Origin of the sequence: Synechocystis sp. FACHB-383 (assembly GCF_014698605.1) — a bacterium.
Classification (GTDB): Bacteria; Cyanobacteriota; Cyanobacteriia; order Cyanobacteriales; family Microcystaceae; genus Synechocystis; species Synechocystis salina.
Window position 1 is genome coordinate 22,002 of sequence record NZ_JACJTJ010000023.1, and the last position, 26,510, is coordinate 48,511.

Genomic DNA, 26,510 nt, shown 5'->3' on the forward strand with positions numbered 1-26,510 from the left:
CAAGATTGGGGCAGACCGCACCGTTGCGTATCTACTCTCCGTCTAGTTTAGCAAATCTTCGTTGCCATCAGACCGAATCTCCCCAGTCCCCAATTGATCGCTTTACCTCATTCCCTTTTGCCGGTGACGATATAGGAAACCCGTTGGGCGATGTTAGTGGCATGATCGGCCATTCTTTCCAGGTGGCGGATCACCAAGGCCATGAGCAAAATGGGTTCCACCACTCCTTTGATATCCCGCTGAAAGGCGAGGGTTTTATAAAGGCGATCGTAGGCATCGTCCACCACATCGTCCATTTTTTTGACAATTTCCCCGGCGTTGGGGTCTAGCTGGGTGAGGCAAACGAGGCTTTGGTCTAACATGTGTTGGGCTTGCCAGGCCATGGCGGCAATGTCGTCCATACAGGGATGGGGCGGGTAACGGGTCAACTTCATGGCAATTTCCCCCAAATCCTGGGCATAGTCGCCAATTCTTTCTAAGTCCCGTACTAATTGCATAATGGCGCTGAGTAGGCGCAAATCTTGGGCCACGGGGGCCTGGAGGGTGAGAAAACTGGCGCATTCCTGTTCAATGTGGCGGTAGAGGCGATCAATTTCCTTTTCCAATTCGACAATTTTGAGGGGAGTTTCCAATCTATTCTCAAACAAGGCCTGGTGACTCATGCGGAAGGATTCCTCCACCAAAGCTCCCATGCGGAGTACGTCCTGCTCCACCCGCTTGAGGGCTTGCTCAAAATAACTACGTTCGGGATTGTTAATCTGTTGGGATAAACTGGCGGCCATGGCGGGAATGGGGATGGAGAGAGCAATGGAAACAACTGGGAGCGGGGGCGGAGCCTCAAGTCTGCCTAACTATCTAATTTTGGTGAAAAGTCCTGATTTTAATGGGTCAATGTTAAGAGGCAGCATGGGACTTTACCAAGGAATTCTTGGCAAACAAACTATTGAGCTTTATTCAGGAAGAACAGCATGCCCAAATCCGTCGTTAATTTTAGGTTGAACGGCCAAGCCATGGCTCGGCTAGCTCCCCCATTGAGAATAGGTGTGTTCATTTTACTGTTGGCCATTGCCTGGTTGCCGTTTTTGCTGCCCCTATCCCTGGCGATCGCCGATGCCAATTTACGTTCCATTGTGGTGATGGGGATTTTATTTTTAATTTTCCTCGTCCTGCTAATTTTTTGGAGTCATTGGTGTTACCAAACGCCGCTGTCTTTAAAATCCTATGGGGTCTATGGTCTGGGCTGGAACCGCCGCCAGGGAGTGGAGTTATTACAAGGGCTAGGGCTGGGTTTTGGTTTTACGTTCGGTTTGTTTATCATCCAGGCGTTGTTGGGGTGGGCGGTGCTGGACCCCGCTGGCGATCGCCTCTGGGCAATTATCCTACAGGGGAGCCTCACGGGGCTGGGGGTGGCCCTGGCGGAGGAGTTATTTTTTCGGGGCTGGTTGCTGAAGGAGTTGGAACAGGGTTACAGCAGGGGAGTTTCCCTGGGCAGTAATGCCATCATTTTTGCCGTGCTCCATTTTCTTAAGCCCCTGGGGGAAGTAATCCGCACCCTACCCCAATTTCCCGCTTTGGTGTTGTTGGGTTTGAGCTTGGTGGTCACGAAACACCGCCACGGCGATCGCCTGGGGCATTGCATAGGTCTCCACGGAGGATTGGTGTGGGCTTATTACATTGTCAATGTGGGGCAATTGGTCAGCTATACCGATAGGGTACCGACTTGGGTAACGGGCATTGATCAAAATCCCCTCTCCGGGGTGATGGGCATTGCCGGTTTATCCCTTTTACTCTGGCTGGTGAGCCGGGGACCGAAAGCTTCGGTTTAAACGGACTGGGCCTTAACTCCGGTAACGAATTGCCGCAACTTCAATAAACTCACCGTCTGGCCCAAATTTAAGGGCAAGAGGGAAATGCCTTCCAAGCGGGATTGCACCCAGCCATCGCCCCAGTACCATTCGTGGAAACCGTCAATGGCCCCACTGAGTATGAGCCGTAAATGGTCGTCCCCCACCCGGTCCACCGTTTGGGTTAAGGTGGCGAAGCCAATGCCAGTGTGGAGCGTCACACCGGGGACGAGACGTTCCGGTAAACCTTCCCCCAGGGGGAGGGGCGCTAACCATTGCCGCAGTTGGGGAATTTTGGTTAAGCTGTCCCGAATTACCGGCGCCGCCGCTTCTACTTCAAGGCGGAGTTGGCTATGTTGAAAATTTCCCAGCATGGCGAGTGTGAGTTCAGTTAATGCATTGAACAGATCAAACTGTCCCTAGCTTAACGAGAAACCAGTCCAAAGCAAGGAATCAATACTTTCTGGCAACAATATATTCAGCGATCGCCTGGAGAGGCTGGGCGGCGGGGCCAAAGGGTTCCAGGGCGGCAATGGCTTGGTCAATCAGACTTTGGGCCTGGGCCCGGGAAGCTTCCAAACCGAGCAGACTGGGATAGGTAGCCTTTTGGGCTTTGACATCTTTACCGGCGGTTTTACCCAATTCTTCCTGGGTGGCAGTAATGTCGAGGATGTCATCCACCACCTGAAAAGCCAAGCCAATGTTTTGAGCATAGCGAGCCAATCTCTGTTGTTGCTCCCCACTGGCCCCCGCCAAAATCGCCCCCGTGAGCACGGAAGCTTCCAGTAACGCTCCGGTTTTATGGGTATGGATAAAAGTTAAAGTTTCCGGCGTAATATCTGTGCGTCCCTCCGATTCCAGATCTAGGACTTGACCCCCCACTAAACCGGCAGCCCCCACGGTACGACCTAAACGGGCAATGACCTGGAGCAAAGCTTGGGGATCGGCTTGGGGAGTATGGGTGACTACATACTCAAACGCATAGGCCAGCAGTCCATCTCCGGCCAAAATGGCAATGTCTTCCCCGTACACTTTGTGGTTAGTGGGTTTCCCCCGGCGAAAATCGTCATTATCCATGGAGGGCAGATCGTCATGGATGAGGGACATGGTATGAATCATTTCCAGGGCACAGGCCGTGGGCAGGGCCAGGGCTTCATCGCCGCCACATAGTTCACAGGCCGTAATACATAAAATAGGGCGCAGTCGTTTTCCCCCCGCCAACAGGGAGTAGCGCATAGCTTCGTAAATCTTTTCGGGGCGGGCGATCGCCAGGGAACTATCTAGGGCTGCCTCGACCACGCCTTTTTTAATTTGTAAGTATTGGGCTAAATCAAAGTCGGTTCGTGTTTGTTGGGCAACCATACTGTCACTGGATACTGAATAACGTTGTTGGGCAATGGCCGGGGACGGCACCTACGGCCCATTTTACAGGTAGGGGTGATGGAAGAAACCTAGGATAGGGCACGAATGGCTTCCAACAGGCCCCGGGCTTTATTGAGGGTTTCTTCGTACTCTTTTTGGGGATCGGAATCCGCCACAATGCCCGCTCCGGCCTGCACCGATACCCGATGGGTTCCATCCGCCTGTTCCTGGACCACCATGGTACGAATGGCGATCGCCGTGTTTAATTGCCCTTCAAAATCGTAATAGCCATACACTCCAGAGTAGGGCCCCCGCCGTTCCGGTTCCAGTTCATTAATAATTTCCATGGCTCGGATTTTGGGCGCACCACTGACAGTGCCAGCGGGAAAACAGGCCTTCAACAGATCCCAGGCCGTTTTATCGGCAGCCATTTCCCCAATGACATTACTAACAATGTGCATAACGTGGGAGTAACGCTCAATCACCATCAATTCATTGACCTTAACGGAACCCTGCACACAGACTCGCCCCAGATCGTTACGGCCTAAATCCACCAGCATGACGTGTTCAGCAATTTCCTTGGGATCGTTGAGCAATTCTTCCGCTAACTGTTCATCTTCTAGGTGGGTTGTGCCCCTGGGTCTAGTACCCGCAATGGGCCTAACCGTGGCCACGAGTTTCCCGTCCGGTTGCCGTTCCGCCTTCACCATTACCTCCGGGCTGGAGCCAATGATTTGCCAATGGCCAAAGTTGTAATAGGCCATGTAGGGGGAAGGGTTAATCAGCCTGAGGGAACGGTATAGCTTAAACGGATCATCCCGATAAATGGTGGAGAGGCGTTGGGAGAGCACCACCTGGAAAATGTCCCCCGCAGTAATGTAATCCTTGGCAGTGGTCACTTCCTCTAAAAATTTGCCCTGTTCGGTATTGCTGGCGTAGTGCAGTTCTTTGCCTTGGAGCTGCCCTGGACTCAATAACTCTAGGGGAGTGGCATCGGGGGGCAGGGGCAGTTGCAATTGCAGAACCAATTTGGTCACCCGTTGACAGGCCGCTTGGTAGGCGGCTTCCAGGTCCACATTCTCTCCCCGCAGATCCGCAAAGGCGATCGCCCAAATTTTACGTTTTACCTGGTCAAAAATCAGCAGATGATCCACCTGCATCCAAATGCCGTCCGGTAGGTCTTCGGGCTGGGGTTCATAAACGGGAACTCTGGGTTCCATCCAACGAATCAACTCATAGCCCCAAACCCCAAATAGCCCACCAATGCCCGGAGGTAGCTGGGGTAAATTCACCGGGCGGATGGATTCCAAACATTGGGACAAAATATCTAGGGGATTACCCGTAAATGTCTGCTTCTGGCCATCCCGCCAAACTAAATTGGTTACCATCCCCCTGGCTTCCAATACCCACATCGGGTCACAACCAAGGAAGCTATAGCGGCCAATATTTTCTCCCCCTTCCACCGACTCCAGCAGGAAATTGTAGGGTTGGGTGGAGCAAACTTTATACCAAGCAGAAACTGGTGTTTCTAAATCCGCCACCCATTCTTGATACACCGGAATAAAATTACCGTGTTGGGCGAGTTCAGTGAAGTGAGAAAACCCAGGGGAAATCATAAAACCTTTGCCAACAGTGAAAGAGCGAACTGTCAAAGGTGCAGTGGTGCCTTTAACAAATTCGCCCGTTAGTTAAACTTCTGCCAATTGTGCAAGTTCCGCAAGCAAATATCGCCAGGAACTAAACCTCGTAGGGGGCTTTACCGGAGAACTTGATGGTTACAGGTTCTGGGTTTTGGCCAATGCGGCGGGTTTTGGTACCTTGGGCTTCCCGACCTTCGTTGACTTTTTCAGGGAAAACGCCATCGGCGGGGTGCAGGTATTGAACTTCACCGCTGGGATAAACACGGTAAATTTTGTAGTCTTGAATTTTGGGTTTAAATTTTGTCCGTAGCTGGGTTCCGAGGGCTAAACATTGTTCTTTGCGGGCTAAATAAAGGAGATTTTCCCCTTCATTCATAATTGCCGCGCCGCCGGTGGGCATTTCAAAAACTTGTTCAGAGGCGCTGGTCCAGGTGATGGCATACTTTTCTTCCCGGTTGGCCTTGGAGAGAAGTCCACCAGTGCTGCCACCGAATTTAGGCGGTTGTCCAGAGAGTTCTGTCATAGGGATGAAAATGGAATTTCATAAGGTATTTTAGGGAATCCTACCACTGACCTACGGTTACCATCTGGCTTTGTCAAGAACTGTAACATTTCACCAAATTTTGTCCCCCGCTGCACCGGGTAGCGGATCTCTGCTAGAACCCCTAATAGGTTGGTGTAATCAAGATAGAATCATAGGAGTTTTGGCAAGGAGATTATGGGGACTTCTGTGTCCAATCCGACGGCGATTTTACAGACCCTGCAGGGTTTTCTGCGGAAATGGTGGTCTGAGTTTAACCTGCAAACTCGGTTGATGGCGGCGGCCACCCTGGTGGTGTCCCTATTGATGAGTGGGCTAACTTTTTGGGCAGTAAATACAATCCAAGAGGATGCTCAATTGGTGGATACCCGTTTTGGCCGGGATGTGGGTTTGTTGTTGGCGGCCAATGTTGCCCCGATGATTGCCGATAAAAATTTGACGGAAGTGGCCCGGTTTTCCAGTCGCTTTTACGAAAATACTTCTAACATCCGTTACATGATCTATGCTGACCCCTCCGGCAAGATCTTTTTTGGCATTCCCTATTCCGAAGAAACCGTCCAAAACTCCCTCACCCTAGAGCGGCGCATCGAATTACCCCAGATTGATCCCCATAACTTTGACCAGCCTTTTGTGCGGCAACACCATACTCCCAATGGCGATGTCACCGATGTCTTCATTCCCCTGCAATACCAGGGCAAATCCCTCGGAGTTTTGGCGATCGGGATCAACCCCAACCCCGCTGCGGTCAACTCTTCCAACTTGACCAGGGATGTGACCATTGCTGTTTTTATTTCCATCTGGGTGATGGTAATTCTCGGGGCTGTATTCAATGCCCTCACCATTACCCAACCGATTAAGGAATTATTGCTGGGGGTAAAGAACATCGCCGCCGGTAACTTTAAGCAGAGAATCACCCTGCCCTTCGGGGGGGAATTGGGGGAATTAATTGTTAACTTCAACGAGATGGCGGAGAGGCTAGAGCGCTATGAAGCCCAAAACATCGAAGAGTTGACTGCGGAAAAAGCCAAACTGGACACCCTGGTTTCCACGATCGCCGATGGGGCCATGTTAGTGGACACCAACTTGGAACTATTGTTGGTCAATCCCACTGCCCGACGCCTATTTGCCTGGGAAAATAAGCCCATCATTGGCGAGAATCTACTGGAAAATTTACCCCCAGAAATCACGGCCCAACTGACCCAACCCCTGAGAGAATTGGCTGCTGACCAGGGAAGCTTGCTGTTTGCCCCCGGCCATGGGCCTCAAGAAAAAGAGGAGGATAAAACCTATGCCCCGGAAGAATTTCGCATTAGCCTCACCCAACCGTTTCCCCGCACCATTCGTCTGATGTTGACCCAGGTGTTGGATCAAAACAGGGAAAATTTACGGGGCATTGTCATGACGGTGCAGGATATTACCAGGGAAGTGGAATTAAATGAAGCCAAAAGTCAGTTCATCAGTAATGTTTCCCACGAACTGCGTACCCCCCTATTCAACATCAAATCCTTCATTGAAACCCTGAGCGAGTTTGGGGAAGATTTGAGTGAAGTGGAGCGAAAGGAATTTCTAGAAACTGCCAACCACGAAACCGATCGCCTGAGCCGATTGGTCAACGATGTGTTGGATTTATCCCGGCTGGAATCCTCAAAAATTTACCAGTTGGATGCGGTGGATCTGCACCAATTAATTGAGCAAAGTTTACGTAGTTACCAACTCAATGCCAAGGATAAACAACTACAGTTAGAAAAAATCTTGGATCCGGATCTGCCCCTGGCCCTGGGCAACTACGACCTACTCCTGCAGGTAATGACCAATTTAATTGGTAATTCCTTTAAATTCACTAAAGCCGGGGGGAAAATCATTGTGCGGGCCTATGCTCTCCACCGCAGTAACCTCAGGGCAGAAGATGGCCCAGGACTAGTCCGGGTGGAAATTTCCGACACTGGCATTGGCATCGACCCAGAGGATCAAGCGGCTATTTTTGAGCGTTTCTTTCGGGTGGAAAACCGAGTCCACACCCTGGAAGGTACGGGACTGGGGCTTTCCATTGTCAAAAACATCATTGCCAAACACCAAAGCCAAATTCATTTGGTCAGTGAGGTGGGGGTTGGTACCACCTTTTGGTTTGATCTGGCTGTATATCAATCCATGTTGATGGTGGTGGGCTAGGTTTTTCTTTGGCGGCGTTGGTTTAAACGCCAAATTTTTCTCTCTTTAGGCTAGTTTTGTCTTTAACCAAGTTTTTACTTCCTGGGCTGTGCCTGGGGCAAGGAGCACACCATTGCGGTAATGGCCAGTGGCCAAAAGAACATTGTCATAGCCATCCAAGGGGCGGATTACCGGCGCACTTTCCCCCACCGGCCGAGGACGTTTCCCACTCCAATAATTAATAATTTCTGCCCGTTCTAAAAATGGATAATAGGCGATCGCCTGTTGCCAAAGCTTTTCCCTTAGTTCAGTATTAGGCTCTCCACTGGGACAGTCGGCGGGAAATTCCACGGTGGCCCCCAACCAAAATTGGCCATTGGCAAGGGGGACGAGGTGAATATCTTCTGTAGTCAAGACCGATCGCCAAGGGGAATGGTGCAGGGGATTATCGGCGTCGGCAAATTGCAGTAGGAAGGCTTGGCCAATCACTGGCTGTAACTGCAATAGTGGATTTTTACCATTTGCGGTCCCTACTAGGGGATCACTTCCTAGGCCGGCGGTGACGATAACATAGTCCACCTGAAAATCATCCTGGCTGGTGGGCAAACTCTGGCAATGTTTACTAACAGTAGCCGGAGGCAGAGAATGAACAGTTTGCTGGAAATGGCAACGCACTCCCCGTTGTTGGGCTGCTTCAATCAAACTTTGGGTGAGAGCTTGAGGCTGAATTTGCCAATCCCAGGGGGAATAGATGGCTCCGGCCATGGCTTCGTAGTCCAAAGACCAGCCCGATAATTTTTGTTCAACTTCTGCCCTAGTCCACAATTCCAGGGGATAGCCCTGACTGCGACGCACAGTTTGCAGTTGTTGCCAGCGGGACCAATCCGCTTCCAGCAAGATTTTTACTAAGCCTTGGCGATCGCCGGGAATGGTCTTGCCTGTAGCTGCTTCTAGTTCGGGCAAAAGGGTGCGGTATCTCTGTAAACTCTGTTCCCGCAAGCGCCAACCCCGGCCCTTGGTTTTCTGGCTAATGACCGCCATCAAAATACCGAGGGCCGCTCCGGTTGCTCCTTGGGCTGGTGCCTGGGCATCAAACAGGTCAATGGTTAACCCCGGTATAAGGCTGAGTTCGTAGGCGATGGTGGCCCCCACCACCCCAGCTCCGACAATGGCTACTTTTGGCATTGGTGAACTTTGCTGATGCTGAAAATCTGATCATAGGGGAAAATTTCCGGTTTTGCTCTCACCCCAAAAGGACTGTTACCCCGTCTCCCAGAAAATAATTGCCTCCTATCCCGGCGACGGCAATAAATTTTTCAAAATACTTTTAGTTTCTAGAATTCTTTAATCTGTAAATTCTAGACTCATAAAATTCAGGTATTTAGGATTCTAGGTATCTAGACTAAAAAGTAACAAAGTTGCTAAAATACTTTAGATTAAGAAATCTAGTAACTAATTTAGCTAAAATTAAAGTAATGTTAAATTCTAGCACTGTAAACTCCATGGGCAAAGTCAGTAAAAATTTTTCCACCAAACAGACCACCATCCGCCTAGAGAGCAAGCTTATGGAGCGGATTGGTAAGCTCTGTGCCAAAGAAGGTTTGAGCAGAGAAGTTTTATTTGAGGCTTTATTCGAGCACTATCTGGAAGACAAAGAGGCCTGGGCCGCCATTCTGGAACAGGCGAAGCAAAAGGCTGAATTTCGCCAGGCGATCGCCAACCATAAGCGAGCAAAAACGATGATGGAAAAGTTTGGATAGGAAAATTGGGATAGTTACCATGATTTTTCCCATAAACCAGGAAATTTAAAGTAGATCCGCCAGAATATCGGTGATTTGAGCCTGGTGCTGGTGGCGGTTATCGTCGTAAATCATCAGGGTATTTAAATTGCTGTGGCGACTTAGTTTTTGCACTTTGCGAGTGTCACCATTGGTAGCTTCTAGGGCGGCGGTGATGGCGCTGTGGCGCACTCGGTGGGGACTCATAACTTTATTGATCCCGGCGGATTCTGCACTGGTGCGGACGATGTTATAGATGGCGTTCCCACTGAGGCGATGGCCAAAAGTTGCCCGGTCGAGGGTGCAAAATAGGGGCTCATTTTTAGGGCGGGGCCCAATAGCAGTTAACCATTGGTTAATTAAAGCAATGCCTTTAGTGCTGAGGGTGATAGCCTGTTTGCCTAATTTTCCCTTGCCTTTAATGAGTAATTGACGCTCCGTTGGCTGATAGTCCCCCAGGTTAAGACCGCAAACTTCCGCTCGTCGGAGGGCATTGTCCCAGAGCAAACGCAGAATGGCTAAATCCCGCTTACCTTTGAGGGAATCAGGGGTAATGTGGTCGGTGATTTGTTTGAAGGAAGTGGGGCTAACGCCGGTGGTGTCCCGATAGGTTTCTGCCTTTAAACCTTCCACATCTTCCAGGGTGTAATGGCATTTGCCTACCCGGCGGGCATAGTTCACTAAGCTTTTGATCGCCGCCAATCGCACGTTTATGGTGGCCGGTTTGAGTTCCCTAGCTACTAATTCAGCTCGATAGCGTAAAACCATGGCGATCGCCTCGAAATGATCCAAGCTCAAAAACCAGGCAATGACATCCGGGGACGGTTCTTCCCCGGCCATGGTGAGGAAAAAATCCTTTAACGCTTTGGCATAGGTTCTCCGGGTATTGGGGGATCTTTTATCCCGCAGTAGTTCTTCGAGGATGTTTTGGTTAAGCCCAGATAAATTGGTAGGGGAAGGGAGAAACATAGGGGGAAAGTTGTTGTTTTATTCTTGCTCTTTAACCATCAGGCAAAGTTCTATAACTTGACGGCAGTCGTGGGACCCACTCTGATCCGTTACCCTAAAAGCAGAAAAGGAAAGGCCGCAAACCCTCCCTTTCCAACCAAAATTTGAACTTTAAAGGAGGTGTAACCCATGACTGAAATGGATAGCCCAAGGTTTTATGATTTGTTTCGTAAGGTAGCCAGCTTAGAAAAGCGATTAACGAAGCTAGAGGATGGACATCAACAGCTAGATAACATTCTTGATCCAAGCGGTTGGATAGGGGAAGCATTTGATTTGCAGGAGCAAGACCTGGAAGCTATCAAAGCTGAGATTAAAGGATTACAGGCAGAAGTTAATGGCAAGTTAGATGTGATTCTGAGTCACCTAACCGGACTGAGCAAAGACTAACAGTAAGCATTGTTAAACCACCATCACCCTGGCCAAAGCCGGGGATTTTTATTTGGGGGAGTGTCAAAAAAATAAAAAAATTAGGCGATCGCCAATTTGGGCAACCATTCTTGAAGTCGCTCCAAGGCTGATTGTGAAAGTAAAGACTTTAGTTTCTGAAAATCATCGGGGCTAATTGTCTTAACTCCCAAAAGCTCTACGGCGATCACATTCCTGTTTTGGTCATAGTCAACAATAATGCCGTCTGCAATTTCTTCAGAGTCAATCCCAGGTTGATCTGCCAGCCGAAAATAGGCTGAATCAACTTCTGGGTCATATTCGATATTGTTCATTATTTACCTCTGGTTTATGGTGAAAATCAAGGATGCGGAAACATCCATTATCACATCCTTAATATAAGATAGCCCCCAGACAGTAAAGGTTCCAGCCCACTCAACCCACACCGGAGCAAGGCTAGGGGTAGAATTGCCAGGAAAGAGAATTATCCCCCCTTTAATTGTTCGCCCATGGCCATCGTTATTAATTACCGTTTCCCGATCGCCGTCCTTGGGGCCTGCCTATGTCTCTCGGTGATCGCCCCGGCTCAAGCTGTGCCCCTGCAGTCCCCTATGTTGGTTAGTCAAACCCAATTGCTGCCACCGCCCCCCACCAGCCCTAATCCGGTGCCGGACCCCAGTGCGTTGAGCTTCACCCCCAATGCCACTTCCTACCGGGTGATGGCCCTAGTTACCTCTCCAGTGCAGGAACAACAGGTTAAAGCCGCCTATCCTGGGGCCTTTTTCACCACTTTCAATGGGCAACGGCTATTGCAAATTGGCAGTTTTAGTGACCCTCTCAATGCCCAACAGGCGGCCTTGAGTTTGCAAAATTTGGGACTAGAAACGGTAATCAATCCCTAGGTTGGGAAACTGTTCCATCCTTCAATTCCCTGGAAGGCGATCGCCTGTTACCAGTTAAAGGTCAACTATGTATCAGCTAGTGATTATCGGGGCCAGTCCAGAGGGGTTAGCGGCGGCCCATAGCTGCGTTGAACAATATCCCACGGCCAGAATTTCCCTAGTCACCCAGGGTTGGGAACGGGGTTGGTCTGGCGATCGCCATGGAGAGTTAGCGGAGGAAAACTTTTGGGAGCAGTTACGCCTACTGGCGGCCCAGACCGTGGATGTGGTGGTGGGAGAGGGCACTTTTTTAGAAGCAGCAGCAGGATTGCTATATCAAACCCAGGAGCGGATGTTAGAGGGGGATAGTTATTTACTGACCAGCGGCAAAGTTGATGAAGAAAACTTTAATCGTTTTAGTGAAACTCCCCAACGGTGGGCTTTGGTGGGGGCCTTGCCGGACAATCTGGTTTTAGCCCAGGAGTTAACCAAACAGGGCCATGGGGTCACCATCCTGACTCGCAATATTCAGCTATTACCGGGGGAAGACTCCGAAATGGCGGCCCTTCTGCAAACCTATTTGGTCAGTTTAGGCATTGAATTTTGGTTTAATTGCCGTAACTTGGTTTCCCATCACAACCAAAGCGATTGCACTTATGGCCTCCAGTTTAACCATGGTTCCGAGGGGGCTAGCCATCACCTCACTGTGGATAACTTACGTTCCAAGGGGCGATCGCCTAGGTACGAGAATTTACTAGCTAACCTGCCAGAATTAAATAGCCATGCCTGCCAAGGTTCTTACCTGACGGTAAATCAGAACTTGCAAACCTCCCATGGCCAAATTTATGCCTGTGGTGATTGGTTAAAAGGCTACCGTTGCCCCGCCATTGCCCAGCGGGAAGCTAAATATGTGGTCCACCGAATTTTAGGCCAAGATGCGACCCCGATTAACTACGGTCAAATACCCTTTACCGTTGACCTAGAGCCTGTTTGGTATCGCATCGGCGACCCCACCGCTCTGGACTATGCCCAGAAAATCATCCGGGGCTTTGAACCCTACAGCGACCACTGTGACCTACGGGGAATGTTTAAACTGGCATTGGACTCCCAAGACCGGATTATCAGCGCCCACTGGTTTGGGCAACGGGGTCAGGAAAGTATGTCCTTATTACTACTGGCGATCGCCAAGGGGATTAGCTGGCGGGAATTGCAACCCCTACCCCTGTGGGAAAATTGTCAAACTTTGTACTAAGTTAATGCTTAATATTAACATTCAGCCTCTTAATCATCCAAAAGCTCGTCGCCAAACACAAAATCGCAAAGCCCAACGCCAATAAATCTAAGCCTTCATATTTACTGAAGTCAAAAATAATAATTTTCCTGGCCACGGCAATCATAGCCGTCACAATCACCAGTTCCACTTGGATAACATTATCTTTCAGATAAACGGTGATATTTTCCAACAGTTCTAGGGCGATCAATATATTTAAAAATAAACCAAAAATTTCAATCAAAGTTCGATTAAAAAAACCAAAGGGTTCCCCCCGTAATTCGATAACTAACACCTTAAAGAGGTCGAATACAGCAACAAAAACCACCACCATCAGGCAAATGGCCAGTAATTTAGAAACTAGCTTCTCAAAACTACGTAGCACCGACAAAAATAGTGAGTCTTGATCCGTAGATAATAGTAATCTGATGTATCTCTGGATTGATTTCATGGAGTAGCAATGAGCAATAACAAAGGTCTCGCCATATTTTATCGGCAATGATCAGCCAAAATTTGCCCAGTTTGCAATGATAATTATTTTCTCGACGATCGCCGGAGGGGTGGGGAAGATTACAATGGGGTTAATCCCATAGGAAGAGTGTTATCCGTTACCCGATCAATGTGCCATGAAAATTTACCTCGATTACAGTGCCACCACTCCGCCCCGGCAAGAGGTAAAGGCCGCAGTGCAAAATTTTTTGGATCAAAGTTGGGGCAATCCCGCTAGTCTGCACCATTGGGGGAACCGGGCCGCCCTGGCCCTGGAAACTGCTCGCCTGCAAGTGGCCCAATTGCTCAACGCTGGCCACCCCGACAGCATTGTTTTTACCTCCGGTGGTACCGAAGCTAACCATCTGGCTCTGTTTGGGGTCACCCGCAATTACCCCAGCCCCCAACATTTAATCATTTCCACTGTGGAACACTCGGCGATCGCCGCCCCGGTGCGATGGTTAGAAAACCAAGGTTGGCAAGTAACTCGCCTAGGGGTAAATGCCCAGGGTAGGGCCAATCCGGCCGCATTAGCCGAGGCCATCCAAAGCAATACGGTGCTAATTTCCGTCATCTATGGCCAAAGTGAAGTGGGCACCCTCCAACCCATCGAAGAATTGGGGCGCATTGCCCGACAACGACATATTCCCTTCCACACCGATGCAGTGCAGGTGGCGGGGCGCTGTCCAGTGGACGTGAAACATTTACCGGTGGATCTCCTTTCCCTCTCCAGCCACAAACTCTACGGCATCCAAGGCGCTGGCGCTTTATACATCCATCCCGACCTGGCCATTGGCCCTCTGCTCATGGGAGGCGGCCAAGAACAGGGTTTACGATCCGGAACTCCTCCCCTGCCGGCCATTGTTGGCTTGGGGATGGCCGCCGAGTTGGCCCAAGGGGAATTGGCCGAAGAAGTAGCCAGGCTACAAGCCCTGCGGGACCGTTGCTTTGACCTACTGGCCGATTGCGAATTTTTGACCCCCACTGGCGATCGCCTTTATCGGTTGCCCCATCACGTCAGCTTTGTTGTCCAATCCCGTCGCCATTGCACTGCGGGGCTGACAGGAAAACAATTGGTGCGGGCTTTGAATCGGGAAGGCATTGCCATTAGTGCCGGGGCCGCCTGCAATTCCGGTAAACTCAATCCCAGTCCGGTACTGTTGGCCATGGGTTACCAAGAACAGCAGGCCCTAGCTGGCATTCGTCTCACCTTTGGCCGGGAAACCACCATGGCTGATATTGAAACAACGGCCCGGACCATTAAAGAAGTTTTTGCTCAACTTTGTCCCCAGTTAACCGGCATCCAAGGTTAGGGCACTGACTAGATTAATTTGATTTCGACTAGACTACGAAAAATAGTTACTGCCCCCGGCTTGGTAACTAGGCGCAAAGGCCAGTAAAAGGGGAAATTGCAACAGGGCCAAGTCAATTTGTTCTTCTGTTTCATCCACCAGGACCAAGGGCATTTGGCGATCACCGACTAGTCTTTCTGCCCGCTGAATCAGAGCACTAGCAGATTCAAACAGGACAATGCCCCGCTCTGGGCCGAAATCACTGCGGGAGATACCCAAACAATCCTGTAAACCCCGTCGCCATTCCCCCAAGCGTTCCGGTGTGGCTGCCAAAATTAACGCCCGACAACGATCGCCGTAGAGTTGATTCAAAATGGCGATCGCCGCTGAACCCACCAAAATATTTTGCAAACGACTGTCTAAACTAAGGATGGCGCCCCGGCCACCCAGGGTAAATAACCAATTTTCAATCCGCTCGGCATGGATCGGCTCAAAGGTGCGACGTAATTGCCAAGGGGGACCGTAATAATCGGGGCGGGTGCGGTACTGCTCCAATAAAGCTTGAATTTGTCGTTTTTGACTACTGAAACCCTGCTCTGCAAAACTTACCACCGGGGTGGTGTCAGCATTTTCAATAATCGCATCCCCATGGGTAGAGGAAGATTCCCAACTGTCCCCTACTCCCAACTCCAATTGGTCGGCGGCGGAAACTAAATCCTGCAAACTCCCCACCAAATAATCCTTAAAGCCCTGCACCCGGATGGCCAACTCCTGGGAAGCCCCAGCGAAGGTGGTACGCATTTCCTGTTGAATCCTTTCCTGGCGCCGTTCTAACTTCTCAATTTCCTTTTCCAGGGCTGCTCTTTTTTGCACTAATTCCCTGGTGCCTTCTTCCACTAGCTGGGCCATTTCCCGTTGTAATTGCTGGAACTGCTGGCCATACCACTGGGCTTTTTCCCGTTGCAGAGCGGCAATTTCCTTTTCTAGGGCAGTCTTTTGGGCGGTTAAGTCACTCAACGCTAGGGGGTCGGCTTCTAATTGAGCTTCCACCACTGGAGCTATTTCTGCCACTTCCGCCACCATGGCATCCATAGAAGGCAACTCCTCCGGGGGGGAAAGTTCCTCTGCCACTACCCCATCTCCTTCCCGATCTTGCTCCGGTTCATGGGCATCGCCATCCTGGCCAACAGCCGCAGGGGTCAGCCAAGCATCAGAAGGAGTTTCTTCGGGAAAATTAGGATTCAATTCTGGGGTCATTCCGGACGTAGGGACTGGAGGGGACAATGGCGCTCAAGACAAGCCTTGAGGGTGCCGGGGTCAAAGATAATCGGCAAAAAATGGATGCTCTTGACCTCTTTAAAATAAAACAAAATGGGAGCGGGTTCCCAAAAGATTCGCCAGTTTTGCCACTCTGTGTAAGGGAAAGAGCGGATTAGCTTGCTCCCACGGTACACTTCCAGCGCAGTGGCCGTAAAGCTGAGTTTGATGATGGCGGTTTGCACCATTAAAAAAACACCAAACACGGCGATCGCCAAGCCGACCCACATCTGCAAAAAGAAGACCGGTATGGCCCCAAACAGCAGTACGAGGGGAATGACAAAGCTGGGTTCTAAGTCGGTGCGGGCTTGGCTCTGGATGGGGGTGCTGGCCATGGGAATTGTGCTTGGTGACGAATGTTTGCGGGCAAAGGCAAAAACGCTGAACAGTTAGGGATTTTTCCCAACCTTTAACGGCGGAAAAATTTTAAAAATTCTTACTTTGATATTCTTCCAACAGGGTCAGCAAACGGTTAACCATGGTGCTAGAGAGGGCATCCAGCAGGGAAATGTTTACCTTGCCCCCACCGATCGCCACGGACAAATCCTTCAGAGCGCTTTCTACTCCGGCCCGGGTTAGTTCATCCTTTTCCAACAGGGGATAAACCCTTTCGGCCAGGGGAATATGCAAATGGGCTTCCGCCAAAAATAGATTCCACTTGGCCACATCAATGGCGATCTGTTCACCAATGTCGGCGGCGAGGGCTTCAATTTCTGGGGTGGTTGAGCTCATGGTCAATGGGGAGGGGATGGGGTTGACGGGGCAAAGTTAGGGGAGCATTGCCGGTATCTAGCAATTAACTTCATGTTGCCACTCCCTCCATGGTAGATCACAACCCTAAGAACCTGGGGCAACGGCCATTTACCCAGGCATTTCTAATTTTGCCGGACTACCCTGAGCTAATTTGGCTCCATACCGTTGGCTCACTCCGGCGATCGCCGCGAGGAAAATCCAGCCCAGCACATTATTCCGCATATCAAAAATGGTGACATCGAATAGGTTGTACAAACAAAGGGCGGCAAAGGCAATGCCATAGGACAGCAGTAATAAATGTTGGGACTGACGGCGAAAACCACGACAACGACCAAGGTTGATCAATAGCATCATGCCCTGGGCCAGAATGAAACCCACTGCTCCCAACATCAAGCCAGTACCAATCAAGCCCGTTTCCCCCAACAGCATCAGCACCAAGTTATGGGGATGGCCAATCCAAACGTTCATGGCGGCTTGGTACAGGGGGGTAAAATTTCTCAAGCCCTGGCCAAAAATGGGTTGATCGAGGAACATATCCCAACTAAATTGCCACTGGGTACTCCTGAGGGCCGTTCTGTAACGGTCGGGGTACAGTTCATCCGACAATCTGCCCCAAAAATATTTAGGCACTATCATTCGCAATGGTTCTTTGCCGAAGGGGCCAAAGGATGCCCATAACACCATGGCAGTCGCTCCCCCGGCCAAGGCCACTAACCAGTACCAACTTAAATAGATGGCGTAGGCAATGCCAATTAGTAACCCAATGCCCCAAGCACTGCGGGAACCGGTCAACACTAAGGCGATCGCCTCTAGGATGCAAGCGACCAACAGGGCCCACACCAGGGGAGGAGGATTAAGGCGGTTACTGGGGGCGGTGAAATGCCAGCGGCGGATGCATTGGATTAATAGCCCCAGGCTGAGGGGAAACACCATCAATAACCAAGCGGAAAATAGGTTGGCATACATTAATAAAGACGACATCCTCCCTTCCGGTCTGCCCCCGGCCACCAGATTAGTGCCGATCGCCGCTAACCAATCAGGGGTAGCCCAGTTGCCATAGATTTGCCCAAAGCCAAGGATGACTAATACTACGGTGTTGGCGGTCAGTAGCCAGGCTAAGTTATTCAGTTGCTTAAATTGGCAAATTACCTGACTGAAGGCCAGAAAAACGATGAAGTAGGGCACAAAGTTGGCCAGTCCCAACAGGGCTTCCCCCCGGTCATGGGCGGTGATGGTGGTCAACAAAAACCATAGGGTCAGGGCAGTCCACACTTTGGCCAGGGGTAGGCTTGCTAATTTTTTGCCATGGAAAAACCACGGGCTCAGGCTAGCAAACAGCAGTGGCAGTAACCCCGCTACGGCGTTGAAGGGCAGTAGGGTTAACCCCACAGAGACCGCTAGTTGTTCTTTCTTTAAGAGATGGGAAGGGATTTTCAACTGCAACTCCCAAAATTACCACTCCCCATATTATCCCCAGGCGATCGTCATTGCTTGGACTCCCCAACTGAAAGGGTATCAGGGCCATTACAGAGAAGTATTTCGCCAGCCTGCAAAGAAATATTAAAATCGTATGGTATTTTTGATTTGAAGTTTTGATCTTGTGGTATCCTTGCGCTTATAGTTTTGGCGGTGAGAGGGTCTGACAAAAGCCCCAAAACAGTTTTGCTGTTTTTTCAGCGATGCAACTCCTTCCACTAATTTATAAAATGTCTGATTCTAATTCATCTTTAAAACAAGCCTGGTTAAGCTTATCACCCAATGCTGATGAGCAGGACATTGCAGGATTATTAGTTATTCCAGAAATTTTAAGTAGGCTGGGATATCTTTACAAAGAAGGGGAAATAAAAGAGCAATATAAAACTGGAAAAGGTGGTCACAAAGTCGATATAGCCGCAAAAAAAAATTCGGATGATGCAATTTTTGCCCATGCATTAACAGGTGCATCAATCATCGTAGAATTAAAAAGTAGAAATATAGATTTAAGCATCGGCAGTAAGGATTACAAGTCAGTTGTTAGACAATTAAAACGATATCTCCAGCCAGATGCATTTCACTGTCAACAAGTTAAATGGGGCATTATAACTAATGCGAATAATATTCAGCTTTTCCGTCGTCACGGGCGTGTAGTCTATCCCATCACAACTAATATTGAATTAAATGAAAACAATATTGACGAAAAAATAAATTTGATTAAGCAATACATAGACAACGAACGCAGAGCCTTAACCATCGCTCTTTACAATAATAAAGGAGGAGTAGGAAAAACTACAACAGCGATGAATCTTGCTGGAATTTTATCTCTGCCTCAAAAAAGTAGTGGTTATGGCAAAAAAGTTTTAGTTGTGGATTTTGATCCAAACCAAAAAGATCTGACTGATTTGCTGGCGATAGAACCAAGCAAAATAAGTCTATCAGAATGTCTGGGAACATTTAAAAATAAAGATTTCAATATTGAAGATGTTATTTCATCTTATAAGCTAAAGTTTGACAATAGAAAAACATATAAATTCTTTGATGTAATTTCAGCTGATGAAAAATTTTTGACTCAACCATCAGATGCGCCTTTTTATGCTGCTAGGGGAAACTTGAGACTTTTGCTAAGTCAAGTATCAAATAAATATGACTATATTATTATTGATGCACCACCGGGAGACAATTACTTTACGAAGGAAGCTATTGTTGCATCAGATGTTATTCTAATGCCATCTAAACATAATAGCTTAAGTTCTTTTAAAAATGCTGCAATGGCAATGCGATACATATTTCCAAAACTTGGTAGTGATCGGCGTGCCTTTTATCCTGAACTTGCTGATCCTACTCCTTTACCTATCTTTTTTAACGGAGAACAGACTACAAATGCTTCAAAAAGCTTGGCTCAACAAACAATCCTTAAAATAATCAAGACAGCAAAACAGGAAGATCAAATAGATTTAATAAATTTTTTCTTTCCCAGATATACAAACGTTCACAGAGATTTAAGCATTTTTGAAATTCCAAGTTATGCTTATATTTCATCGGCTGCATTTTCCCAGCGGCCGGCAGTTTTTACCAGTAAAGTAGCCCGTGGTTATTACCGACAATTAGTTGAGGAGTATTTTCTCTAATGAAACAAGAAATTGGCGCACTTTTGCATCTTTATATCGACGAAATTGAACCTCTATTTTCCATCGAAGCTCATCAATTTTTAATTAGTGGAGCAGCTAAAGCAATTAACGACGCTGGTAATCGTAATTGGATTCCTGTTATTGTCAAGCAAACTGGAGCAGAAAATTTTCAGGCGATCGCCAACATTTTTGTGTTAGCAGCGGCGCAAGAAGCAGGACTTGATAAGGTTTGGTGCATTATTGGAGATGAATCTGATTCAGTTCAAGAATGTTCTCAATTATTAAGTCAAGAAAAAACTCCAAGAATAAACTTAACTACTGCAACAAGAGACGAAATTAAATTAGGTTTAGGTTACTTAATCAGTCGTTCTAATAATCCTTTACCAGGGATTAAATTATCAACAGCTTTAGATAAAATTGATCAACCTGAAAGAAAGTACTGGGGAGAAGCTCTTAAAGAAATTACAGCTCTCAAATGTGGTATTACCGCTGGAAAAAAACTCAATATTTTTAAAGAAGTTTTTTACACCACACCTGAATCACTACCAGAAAACCACCCACTATTGTTAAATAAGTTGACCATAGCCAAACTTAAAGCTAAGGCTAAGGAGCAAGGTATTCCGGAATACACCAAGTTAAAAAAAGCAGAATTAGTTGCACTTTTAAGCCAAGACAGTTGACGAAGAAATTGATTGCTCTGATATCTTCTTTTACTTTAGACTTAAGGTTTTGTTTATTCCAAAAGGCGATCGCGGCAGAAGGCGAGGGTGCTGTAGAGATGGAAAGCCTTATCCCAATTAGTATCTTCCCGGCGGAGAAAAGGAATGTGGGGGTCCACGGATTTGAGTAATTCCTGAAAATCTAGTGCCGTTTCCGCAAACGCATTGAACTCCTTCCAAGCTGGTTTATCCGCTAAATTTGTCTGCCAGATGTGGCTCAGTTGTTGCCATTGTTGATGGGCCGTACCCTGTTGCCCATGGACAGATTTTTCATCATCTAGGCTAATGCCCTGGTTAAACTCGTAAATTTGGTCGCAAAAACGCAGAATTGTTTGGTGTTGCGGTAAATGTAAATCACAAATGTGGGCGTAATCTAAAATTTCCGTTTTGCGCTGGATTTTGCCCCGCACATTCACATCTACACATTCCTCAAAAATGGGCAATAAACCCTCCACCGTTTGACTGACATCTTGCCAAGTAAAGCTAAAAGTCCCCTCCTCCTCCCGACTAATGCGATAGGTAACCGTGACCACGGGGGACAAACTTTCAATGCGGAAAACGGGGAAAACTTTTAGGGCTAAAATATCAGCTAAAGCCACAGAAAAGCTAGGAATGGCCGCCGCCTGACATTGCTGATGGTAATAGTTCAACTCTCCGATCGCCCCAGTGCGATAGAGCCGCCAAGCCCGACTGGGTAACTGGAGCCGAGCCGTGTAGGGGTCCATGGCCATGATTTTGCCAAACTGTATTGCCTTGGCTTGTTTTTCCGCGGGGGGCACCGGTTCCAGCACAAAAATTCCCGCCGACTGGGCCTCCGGATTTGCCTTAGCCTCCTCAATGGCCGCCTGTTGTTCCGCCAGGGATTGAGCTGCTTCCGCTTGACGATGGGTATCAATGCGACCCAGCCCCGCCCTAATTTTGGCCACCAGTTGGGGACTGTGACTAATGACCAACAATTGCCGAAATTTTTCCTCCGCCCCGTTTAAATTTCCCTGGGCCTCCAGCAGGCGAGCTTGGTAATAGGCCGTCATGGGATTTTCCCAACTCTCCCCCTCCATCGCGGCCAACAGTTGTTCTGCTGTGGCCAGGTCGTGGCTGTCAATGGCGTCGGCAATGGCTTTATACATAGGGAAACAGGCCGAAAAATATTAGGTTTCCAACAGAGCAGTAAGCTGGGCTAGGGCAACGGTGGGGGCTGTCACCGCCCGCAAAATCCGTTTACCAAGGGATACGGGCTGAAACCCTTTGGCGATCGCCAGGGCGATTTCCTCATCCGTCCATCCCCCCTCTGGGCCAGTGGCCAATACCATTTGGGCCGGCAAACCACTCTGTTTCAAGTATGCCCCAAGCATAGGGCTATTTAAACGGGTCACACAGAGCAAAGCCAGGGTTTCGGGCCCCGTAACCTCTTCGACAAATTGACCAAACGTTAATGGAGGGGCCACCGGGGGTAACCATTGCCGCTCCGACTGTTCCGCCGCTTCCGTAACAATGCGTTGCCAACGCTCAAGTTTGTTTGGACTGGGCTTTAGCAGGGTGCGTTCCGTCAGCAAAGGCTGAAACGCTGTGGCTCCCAACTCCGTACAGGGGCGAATAATCTCCTCAAACCCACTGCCCTTGGGCAAGGCGATCGCCAAAGTCACCGCCAGGGGTAATTCATTCTGCTCACTGACCGCTTCTAATAATTGGGCTGTGCCATCATCCAAATCATTTAACTGGGCCCGCCATACCCCGCCACCACCATCCAACACCATGAAGCCATCACCCCTTTGCAGTCGTAACACCCGTTGGAGATAATGCCGCTGGGAAGCAGTCAGCATAACTGTGGCATCAGTAATTTGCTCTGGGGCAACGACCAAACGGTAGGCCATAGGACAGTAATTGAGGAATTTTTCCCCGCTAAAATCAATCCCCAAACGAGGGTGGAGGATAGGACAAATTGTACAATGGGCTTCTGGCATTGCCTCCCCAGGGCAGTGACCCAAGCACTAAGCAAAATTTTATGGCTTTTCGACCCCGCAAACGCTTTGGCCAACATTGGCTGAACCATCCACCAACTTTGCAGGCCATTGTGGCGGCGGCAGATATCCAACCCGGCGATCGTCTCTGGGAAATTGGCCCGGGCATGGGGGTTTTGACTAAACAATTATTAGCAACGGGCAATCCCCTGGTGGCGGTGGAGTTAGACCGGGATTTATGTCTTAAATTACGCAAAAAATTAGGGCAACGGGAAAATTTTCTGCTTTTGGAAGGGGATGTCTTAAAACTAGATTTAAACAACTTATTACAGGATTTTCCCCAATTTTCAGCCCCGAATAAGGTAGTGGCCAACATTCCCTACAACATCACCAGTCCCATTCTGGAACTACTACTGGGCACCATCCAAAAAACCCGATCGCCTAGTTTGGCCACCATTGTTTTATTAGTACAAAAAGAAATTGCAGAACGATTAACCGCCCAATCCAGCACTAAAGCCTACGGGGCCCTGTCGGTGCGGATGCAATACCTCGCCCGGGTGGATTGGATTGTGGATGTACCCCCCAAAGCCTTTACCCCGCCGCCCAAAGTAGATTCCGCTGTTATTCGCTTAACTCCCTACCCCGTAGATCAGTTACCAGGCGATCGCCGTTTATTGGATCAACTCCTCCGGCTGGGGTTCGCCAATCGCCGTAAAATGTTACGCAATAACCTCAAGGGATTAATCGCCCCGGAACAGTTAACTACTGTGTTAGAACAGTTAGCCTTGCCGAGCACTGCCCGGGCGGAAGACTTGAGCTTAGAACAGTGGCTAGAGTTAACTAATTTGTTGCCGACTTTCTTATCCCCAACCTGATGCATTCCTACACCCTCCATGCCCCCGCCAAAATTAATCTTTTCCTCGAAATTCTTGGCGATCGCCAAGCAAATTATGGCTATCACTGACGGCGGATCAAGTTTTGCTAGAAAGTTTTAGATTTATGTTTGTAGTTCTTACAGTTATGGGATCTTTAATCCAGCCTTTCGAATAGATTAAAATTAAATTCTAGCAACCTATGCCAGCCAAAGATATTTTCCATGACTGTGTTAAAAATGCTTTGATTAAGGAAGGATGGACGATCACGGAAGACCCCCTGAGCTTGAAAATAGGCAAAAAGGATCTGTTTGTTGATTTGGCGGCGGAAAAGTTGCTTATTGCAGAAAAACAGAATCGCAGAATTGCGGTAGAGATTAAAAGTTTTATTGGTACATCGGAGGTGGAAGACCTTAAAAATGCCTTAGGTCAATATATTCTTTATGAAAAAATCATCAAAAAGCAATCTCTTGGTCGAGTTTTGTATCTTGCCATTAGGGACGCTATTTATAGAAAATTATTTATGGAGGAGATTGGCCAAATTTTACTAGAAGAAAACACAGTTAAATTAATTGTCTTTAATCCTGAAGAAGAGGTAATTGTCCAATGGATAGGCTAGCTAAACATCGTCAAATTATTGAGAAAGTCCTAACTCCCTATGCCAATATTTCCTATACTAACGCCGAAATTCAAAATCGTCTTGTCATTGATGAAACCCGTGATCAATACCTAATTATTTCCGAAGGTTGGCAACGGAACCAACGCTACCATAGTGTTCTAATTCATCTGGAAATTATTGACGGTAAGCTCTGGATTCAGTGTGATAACACAGAGGATGGTATTGCCACAGAACTCGTCAGTTCAGGTATTGCCAAAGAAGAAATTGTCCTCGGCTTCCATGAGCCACAAATACGCCCCTATACTGGTTTCGCCGTTGCTTAGAAAAAGATCAAATTAGGATTCGCCAATCGCCGTAAAATGTTAAGCGAGATAACTTGAGTGGTTAGATTTAACTGATTTATTGCCCCTCTTTCACCCCCAACCTGATGCATTCCTACACCCTCCACGCCCCCGCCAAAATCAATCTTTTCCTCGAAATTCTTGGCGATCGCCCCGACGGCTTCCACGAATTGGTGATGGTATTGCAGAGCATTGCCCTGGGGGATGAAATTACCGTGCGGGCCAACGGCACTGATGACATCCGCCTCAGTTGTGGGGACAGTCCCCTGGCCAACGATGCCACTAATTTGGCCTACCGAGCGGCCCAGTTGATGATTAACCATTTTCCCCAGGCCCATAGTCAGTATGGCGGCGTGGATATTACCCTGACCAAACACATTCCCATGGCGGCGGGGTTAGCAGGCGGTTCGGCCGATGCGGCGGCGGTGTTAGTGGGTTTAGACCTGCTCTGGAATTTGGGTTTAACCAGGCCGGAATTGGAACAGTTAGCGGCCCAACTGGGTTCTGACATTCCCTTCTGCATTGGGGGCGGCACGGCGATCGCCACTGGGCGGGGGGAAATCCTTGACCCCTTACCGGACGGGGATTGCTTCTGGGTGGTGTTGGCCAAACACCGTTCTCTGGAAGTTTCTACCCCCTGGGCCTACCAAACCTATCGCCAACAGTTTGGCAAAAATTACTTAAACGATGACCAATCCCAACGGGCTCGGCGTAAATCCATCCATGCGGGGCCCCTCCTCCAGGGCATTCAGCACCGCAACCCAGGGCAAATTGCCAGCCATATCCATAATGATTTGGAAAAAGTTGTGTTACCCGCCCATGAAGCTGTGGCCCAGTTACGGCAGGCCTTACAGTCCGCGGGGGGATTGGGTACCATGATGTCCGGCTCTGGCCCCAGCGTCTTTACCCTCTGTCAGGATCAGGCGGCCGCAGAACGGGTGTTGGCGATCGCCAAAGAAAAATTAAGCGACCCCGATGTGGATTTTTGGTTAACCCACACCATCGGCCATGGCATTCAAATTATCGATCACTGAAATTGGGCACTGAATCAGATCAACCAATTCCGCGAAAATTCTCCCTGGGGTAGGATAACCTAACAGGGTTTTAACCCCAGATTGCCCGCCCTACCTCAATTCAGCATGGATATTAAGCATGGCTTTGTGGACTCCATTGGCCACACCCCCTTGATTCGCCTCAACAGTTTCAGTGACGAAACCGGCTGTGAAATTTTAGGCAAAGCGGAATTTCTCAACCCCGGTGGCTCCGTCAAAGACCGGGCGGCCCTGGGCATTATTGAAACGGCGGAAAAGCAAGGCCAGCTTAAACCCGGCGGCACCGTGGTGGAAGGCACAGCGGGCAACACCGGCATTGGTTTGGCCCATATTTGCAATGCCAAAGGCTATAAATGCTTAATCGTCATTCCCGACACCCAATCCCAGGAAAAAATTGACCTACTGCGTACCCTCGGCGCAGAAGTGAGGACAGTGCCAGCGGTGCCCTACCGAGACCCCAACAATTACGTCAAACTATCCGGGCGCATTGCCGCAGAACTGGATAATGCCATCTGGGCCAATCAATTTGATAATTTGGCTAACCGTGAAGCCCACTACCACACCACTGGCCCGGAAATTTGGCAACAAACGGACGGCAAAGTGGATGCCTGGGTAGCAGCTACGGGCACTGGGGGCACCTATGCAGGAGTAGCCCTGTACCTCAAGGAACAGTCCGCAGCGGTGCAATGCGTGGTGGCGGACCCTATGGGCAGTGGCCTGTATAGCTTCGTTAAAACCGGGGAAATTAACCCCAGCGGTAATTCCATCACTGAAGGCATTGGCAACAGTCGCATCACCGCCAATATGGAAAATGTGCCCATTGACGATGCGGTGCAAATTGATGACCCGGAAGCGTTGCGGGTGGTGTACCAACTGCTACGACAGGATGGCCTCTTTATGGGCGGCTCCGTGGGCATTAATGTGGGGGCGGCCTATGAGTTGGCCAAAAAGCTAGGGCCAGGGCACACTATTGTTACCGTGCTTTGTGACGGAGGAGCCCGTTACCAATCCCGTCTGTACAACGGGGAATGGCTGGCCAGTAAGGGTTTAACCGTTCCAGATTAGTTTCGGCGCCGAGGCTCTTACTTTTTATCGGGGAACGGGGCCCATAGTGCTCCATTTGATCGTCGCCATGGAA

28 protein-coding genes and 1 pseudogene are annotated in these 26,510 nt (G+C 49.0%); 14 read left to right on the forward strand and 15 right to left on the reverse strand.

Annotated features, from left to right (window positions below; all coding sequences use genetic code 11):
- Positions 1–107: 107 nt before the first annotated feature.
- Positions 108–782 (reverse strand): phosphate signaling complex protein PhoU, encoded by a 675-nt coding sequence (phoU, locus tag H6G45_RS05165; protein WP_190597256.1) that lies wholly within the window; start codon positions 780–782, stop codon positions 108–110.
- A gap of 186 nt (positions 783–968) precedes the next feature.
- On the opposite strand from phoU, the gene H6G45_RS05170 reads away from it, so the two are divergent.
- Positions 969–1,826: a CPBP family intramembrane glutamic endopeptidase gene (locus tag H6G45_RS05170; RefSeq protein ID WP_190597258.1), complete on the forward strand. Its 858-nt coding sequence runs from the start codon at positions 969–971 to the stop codon at positions 1,824–1,826.
- On the opposite strand, the gene H6G45_RS05175 is transcribed toward H6G45_RS05170, so the two are convergent.
- From H6G45_RS05175 to H6G45_RS05190, 4 genes are all read right to left on the reverse strand, one after another.
- Complete coding sequence (locus H6G45_RS05175) at positions 1,823–2,218, reverse strand: hypothetical protein (protein WP_190597260.1); 396 nt, start codon at positions 2,216–2,218, stop codon at positions 1,823–1,825. The two genes, H6G45_RS05170 and H6G45_RS05175, sit on opposite strands and share 4 nt — an antisense overlap.
- A gap of 79 nt (positions 2,219–2,297) precedes the next feature.
- A complete protein-coding gene (gene crtE / locus H6G45_RS05180) occupies positions 2,298–3,206 on the reverse strand; it encodes a geranylgeranyl diphosphate synthase CrtE (protein WP_190597262.1) in 909 nt (302 codons plus the stop codon).
- A gap of 89 nt (positions 3,207–3,295) precedes the next feature.
- On the reverse strand, positions 3,296–4,822 hold the full coding sequence (gene trpE / locus H6G45_RS05185) for an anthranilate synthase component I (RefSeq protein ID WP_190597264.1): 1,527 nt from the start codon (positions 4,820–4,822) through the stop codon (positions 3,296–3,298).
- A 121-nt stretch (positions 4,823–4,943) separates the two neighbouring features.
- Positions 4,944–5,369, reverse strand: coding sequence for a photosystem I reaction center subunit II PsaD (locus H6G45_RS05190; protein ID WP_010871317.1), 426 nt, complete (start codon positions 5,367–5,369; stop codon positions 4,944–4,946).
- 195 nt (positions 5,370–5,564) lie between these two features.
- Here H6G45_RS05190 and nblS point away from each other — a divergent pair, with 195 nt between their 5' ends.
- Positions 5,565–7,556, forward strand: a complete 1,992-nt coding sequence (gene nblS / locus H6G45_RS05195) for a two-component system sensor histidine kinase NblS (RefSeq protein WP_190597266.1) — start codon at positions 5,565–5,567, stop codon at positions 7,554–7,556.
- Positions 7,557–7,601: 45 nt separating this feature from the next.
- Here nblS and H6G45_RS05200 read toward each other — a convergent pair whose 3' ends face one another.
- A complete protein-coding gene (locus tag H6G45_RS05200) occupies positions 7,602–8,720 on the reverse strand; it encodes an FAD-dependent oxidoreductase (RefSeq protein WP_190597268.1) in 1,119 nt (372 codons plus the stop codon).
- Between the two features lie 290 nt (positions 8,721–9,010).
- Here H6G45_RS05200 and H6G45_RS05205 point away from each other — a divergent pair, with 290 nt between their 5' ends.
- Entirely contained in the window at positions 9,011–9,295 is a 285-nt protein-coding gene (locus H6G45_RS05205) for a ribbon-helix-helix protein, CopG family (RefSeq protein WP_190597270.1), read from the forward strand.
- A gap of 45 nt (positions 9,296–9,340) precedes the next feature.
- Here H6G45_RS05205 and H6G45_RS05210 read toward each other — a convergent pair whose 3' ends face one another.
- A complete protein-coding gene (locus H6G45_RS05210; protein WP_190597272.1) occupies positions 9,341–10,282 on the reverse strand; it encodes a tyrosine-type recombinase/integrase in 942 nt (313 codons plus the stop codon).
- 168 nt (positions 10,283–10,450) lie between these two features.
- On the opposite strand from H6G45_RS05210, the gene H6G45_RS05215 reads away from it, so the two are divergent.
- The gene (locus H6G45_RS05215; protein ID WP_199309594.1) at positions 10,451–10,708 is read left to right on the forward strand and encodes a hypothetical protein; all 258 of its coding nucleotides are present in this window, start codon (positions 10,451–10,453) and stop codon (positions 10,706–10,708) included.
- Positions 10,709–10,788: 80 nt separating this feature from the next.
- On the opposite strand, the gene H6G45_RS05220 is transcribed toward H6G45_RS05215, so the two are convergent.
- Positions 10,789–11,040 (reverse strand): DUF2283 domain-containing protein, encoded by a 252-nt coding sequence (locus H6G45_RS05220; protein WP_190597274.1) that lies wholly within the window; start codon positions 11,038–11,040, stop codon positions 10,789–10,791.
- Between the two features lie 174 nt (positions 11,041–11,214).
- Between H6G45_RS05220 and H6G45_RS05225 the strand changes: the two genes are divergently transcribed.
- The gene (locus H6G45_RS05225) at positions 11,215–11,607 is read left to right on the forward strand and encodes a hypothetical protein (RefSeq protein ID WP_190597276.1); all 393 of its coding nucleotides are present in this window, start codon (positions 11,215–11,217) and stop codon (positions 11,605–11,607) included.
- Positions 11,608–11,674: 67 nt separating this feature from the next.
- Positions 11,675–12,838, forward strand: a complete 1,164-nt coding sequence (locus H6G45_RS05230) for an FAD-dependent oxidoreductase (RefSeq protein WP_190597278.1) — start codon at positions 11,675–11,677, stop codon at positions 12,836–12,838.
- A gap of 1 nt (position 12,839) precedes the next feature.
- Here the strand turns inward: H6G45_RS05230 and H6G45_RS05235 are convergent, their stop codons facing one another.
- Positions 12,840–13,307: a phosphate-starvation-inducible PsiE family protein gene (locus H6G45_RS05235; protein WP_190597279.1), complete on the reverse strand. Its 468-nt coding sequence runs from the start codon at positions 13,305–13,307 to the stop codon at positions 12,840–12,842.
- Between the two features lie 175 nt (positions 13,308–13,482).
- On the opposite strand from H6G45_RS05235, the gene H6G45_RS05240 reads away from it, so the two are divergent.
- Positions 13,483–14,658, forward strand: a complete 1,176-nt coding sequence (locus tag H6G45_RS05240; protein ID WP_190597281.1) for a cysteine desulfurase family protein — start codon at positions 13,483–13,485, stop codon at positions 14,656–14,658.
- 33 nt (positions 14,659–14,691) lie between these two features.
- Here the strand turns inward: H6G45_RS05240 and H6G45_RS05245 are convergent, their stop codons facing one another.
- The 4 genes from H6G45_RS05245 to H6G45_RS05260 all read right to left on the reverse strand — a co-directional run bounded on the left by H6G45_RS05245 (position 14,692) and on the right by H6G45_RS05260 (position 18,144).
- Complete coding sequence (locus tag H6G45_RS05245) at positions 14,692–15,894, reverse strand: DUF3086 domain-containing protein (RefSeq protein WP_190597283.1); 1,203 nt, start codon at positions 15,892–15,894, stop codon at positions 14,692–14,694.
- Positions 15,891–16,289, reverse strand: coding sequence for a DUF3119 family protein (locus H6G45_RS05250; protein WP_190597285.1), 399 nt, complete (start codon positions 16,287–16,289; stop codon positions 15,891–15,893). The genes H6G45_RS05245 and H6G45_RS05250 overlap by 4 nt, the downstream gene beginning before the upstream one ends.
- Positions 16,290–16,380: 91 nt before the next feature.
- The gene (locus tag H6G45_RS05255) at positions 16,381–16,686 is read right to left on the reverse strand and encodes a DUF3181 family protein (protein WP_190597287.1); all 306 of its coding nucleotides are present in this window, start codon (positions 16,684–16,686) and stop codon (positions 16,381–16,383) included.
- Positions 16,687–16,815: 129 nt separating this feature from the next.
- Positions 16,816–18,144: an O-antigen ligase gene (locus H6G45_RS05260; protein WP_242018059.1), complete on the reverse strand. Its 1,329-nt coding sequence runs from the start codon at positions 18,142–18,144 to the stop codon at positions 16,816–16,818.
- A 269-nt stretch (positions 18,145–18,413) separates the two neighbouring features.
- Between H6G45_RS05260 and H6G45_RS19785 the strand changes: the two genes are divergently transcribed.
- Positions 18,414–19,811: an AAA family ATPase gene (locus H6G45_RS19785; RefSeq protein WP_190597289.1), complete on the forward strand. Its 1,398-nt coding sequence runs from the start codon at positions 18,414–18,416 to the stop codon at positions 19,809–19,811.
- Positions 19,811–20,491 carry a Rho termination factor N-terminal domain-containing protein gene (locus H6G45_RS05270; RefSeq protein WP_190597291.1) on the forward strand — a complete coding sequence of 227 codons (681 nt, stop codon included), beginning with the start codon at positions 19,811–19,813 and terminating at the stop codon, positions 20,489–20,491. The genes H6G45_RS19785 and H6G45_RS05270 overlap by 1 nt, the downstream gene beginning before the upstream one ends.
- A gap of 53 nt (positions 20,492–20,544) precedes the next feature.
- Here the strand turns inward: H6G45_RS05270 and H6G45_RS05275 are convergent, their stop codons facing one another.
- Both H6G45_RS05275 and H6G45_RS05280 read right to left on the reverse strand, forming a co-directional pair.
- Complete coding sequence (locus H6G45_RS05275; protein WP_190597292.1) at positions 20,545–21,657, reverse strand: hypothetical protein; 1,113 nt, start codon at positions 21,655–21,657, stop codon at positions 20,545–20,547.
- 21 nt (positions 21,658–21,678) lie between these two features.
- A pseudogene (locus H6G45_RS05280) lies at positions 21,679–22,568 on the reverse strand (16S rRNA (uracil(1498)-N(3))-methyltransferase).
- Here H6G45_RS05280 and rsmA point away from each other — a divergent pair.
- The 5 genes from rsmA to H6G45_RS05305 all read left to right on the forward strand — a co-directional run bounded on the left by rsmA (position 22,533) and on the right by H6G45_RS05305 (position 26,437).
- Entirely contained in the window at positions 22,533–23,363 is an 831-nt protein-coding gene (gene rsmA / locus H6G45_RS05285) for a 16S rRNA (adenine(1518)-N(6)/adenine(1519)-N(6))-dimethyltransferase RsmA (protein ID WP_190597294.1), read from the forward strand. The pseudogene H6G45_RS05280 and the gene rsmA sit on opposite strands and share 36 nt — an antisense overlap.
- Before the next feature lie 199 nt (positions 23,364–23,562).
- Positions 23,563–23,979, forward strand: a complete 417-nt coding sequence (locus H6G45_RS05290; protein ID WP_190597296.1) for an element excision factor XisH family protein — start codon at positions 23,563–23,565, stop codon at positions 23,977–23,979.
- Positions 23,967–24,302 (forward strand): XisI protein, encoded by a 336-nt coding sequence (locus H6G45_RS05295; protein WP_190597298.1) that lies wholly within the window; start codon positions 23,967–23,969, stop codon positions 24,300–24,302. The genes H6G45_RS05290 and H6G45_RS05295 overlap by 13 nt, the downstream gene beginning before the upstream one ends.
- Before the next feature lie 104 nt (positions 24,303–24,406).
- Positions 24,407–25,354, forward strand: a complete 948-nt coding sequence (gene ispE / locus H6G45_RS05300; RefSeq protein WP_190597300.1) for a 4-(cytidine 5'-diphospho)-2-C-methyl-D-erythritol kinase — start codon at positions 24,407–24,409, stop codon at positions 25,352–25,354.
- A 105-nt stretch (positions 25,355–25,459) separates the two neighbouring features.
- The gene (locus H6G45_RS05305; RefSeq protein ID WP_190597302.1) at positions 25,460–26,437 is read left to right on the forward strand and encodes a cysteine synthase A; all 978 of its coding nucleotides are present in this window, start codon (positions 25,460–25,462) and stop codon (positions 26,435–26,437) included.
- Positions 26,438–26,510 lie beyond the last annotated feature (73 nt).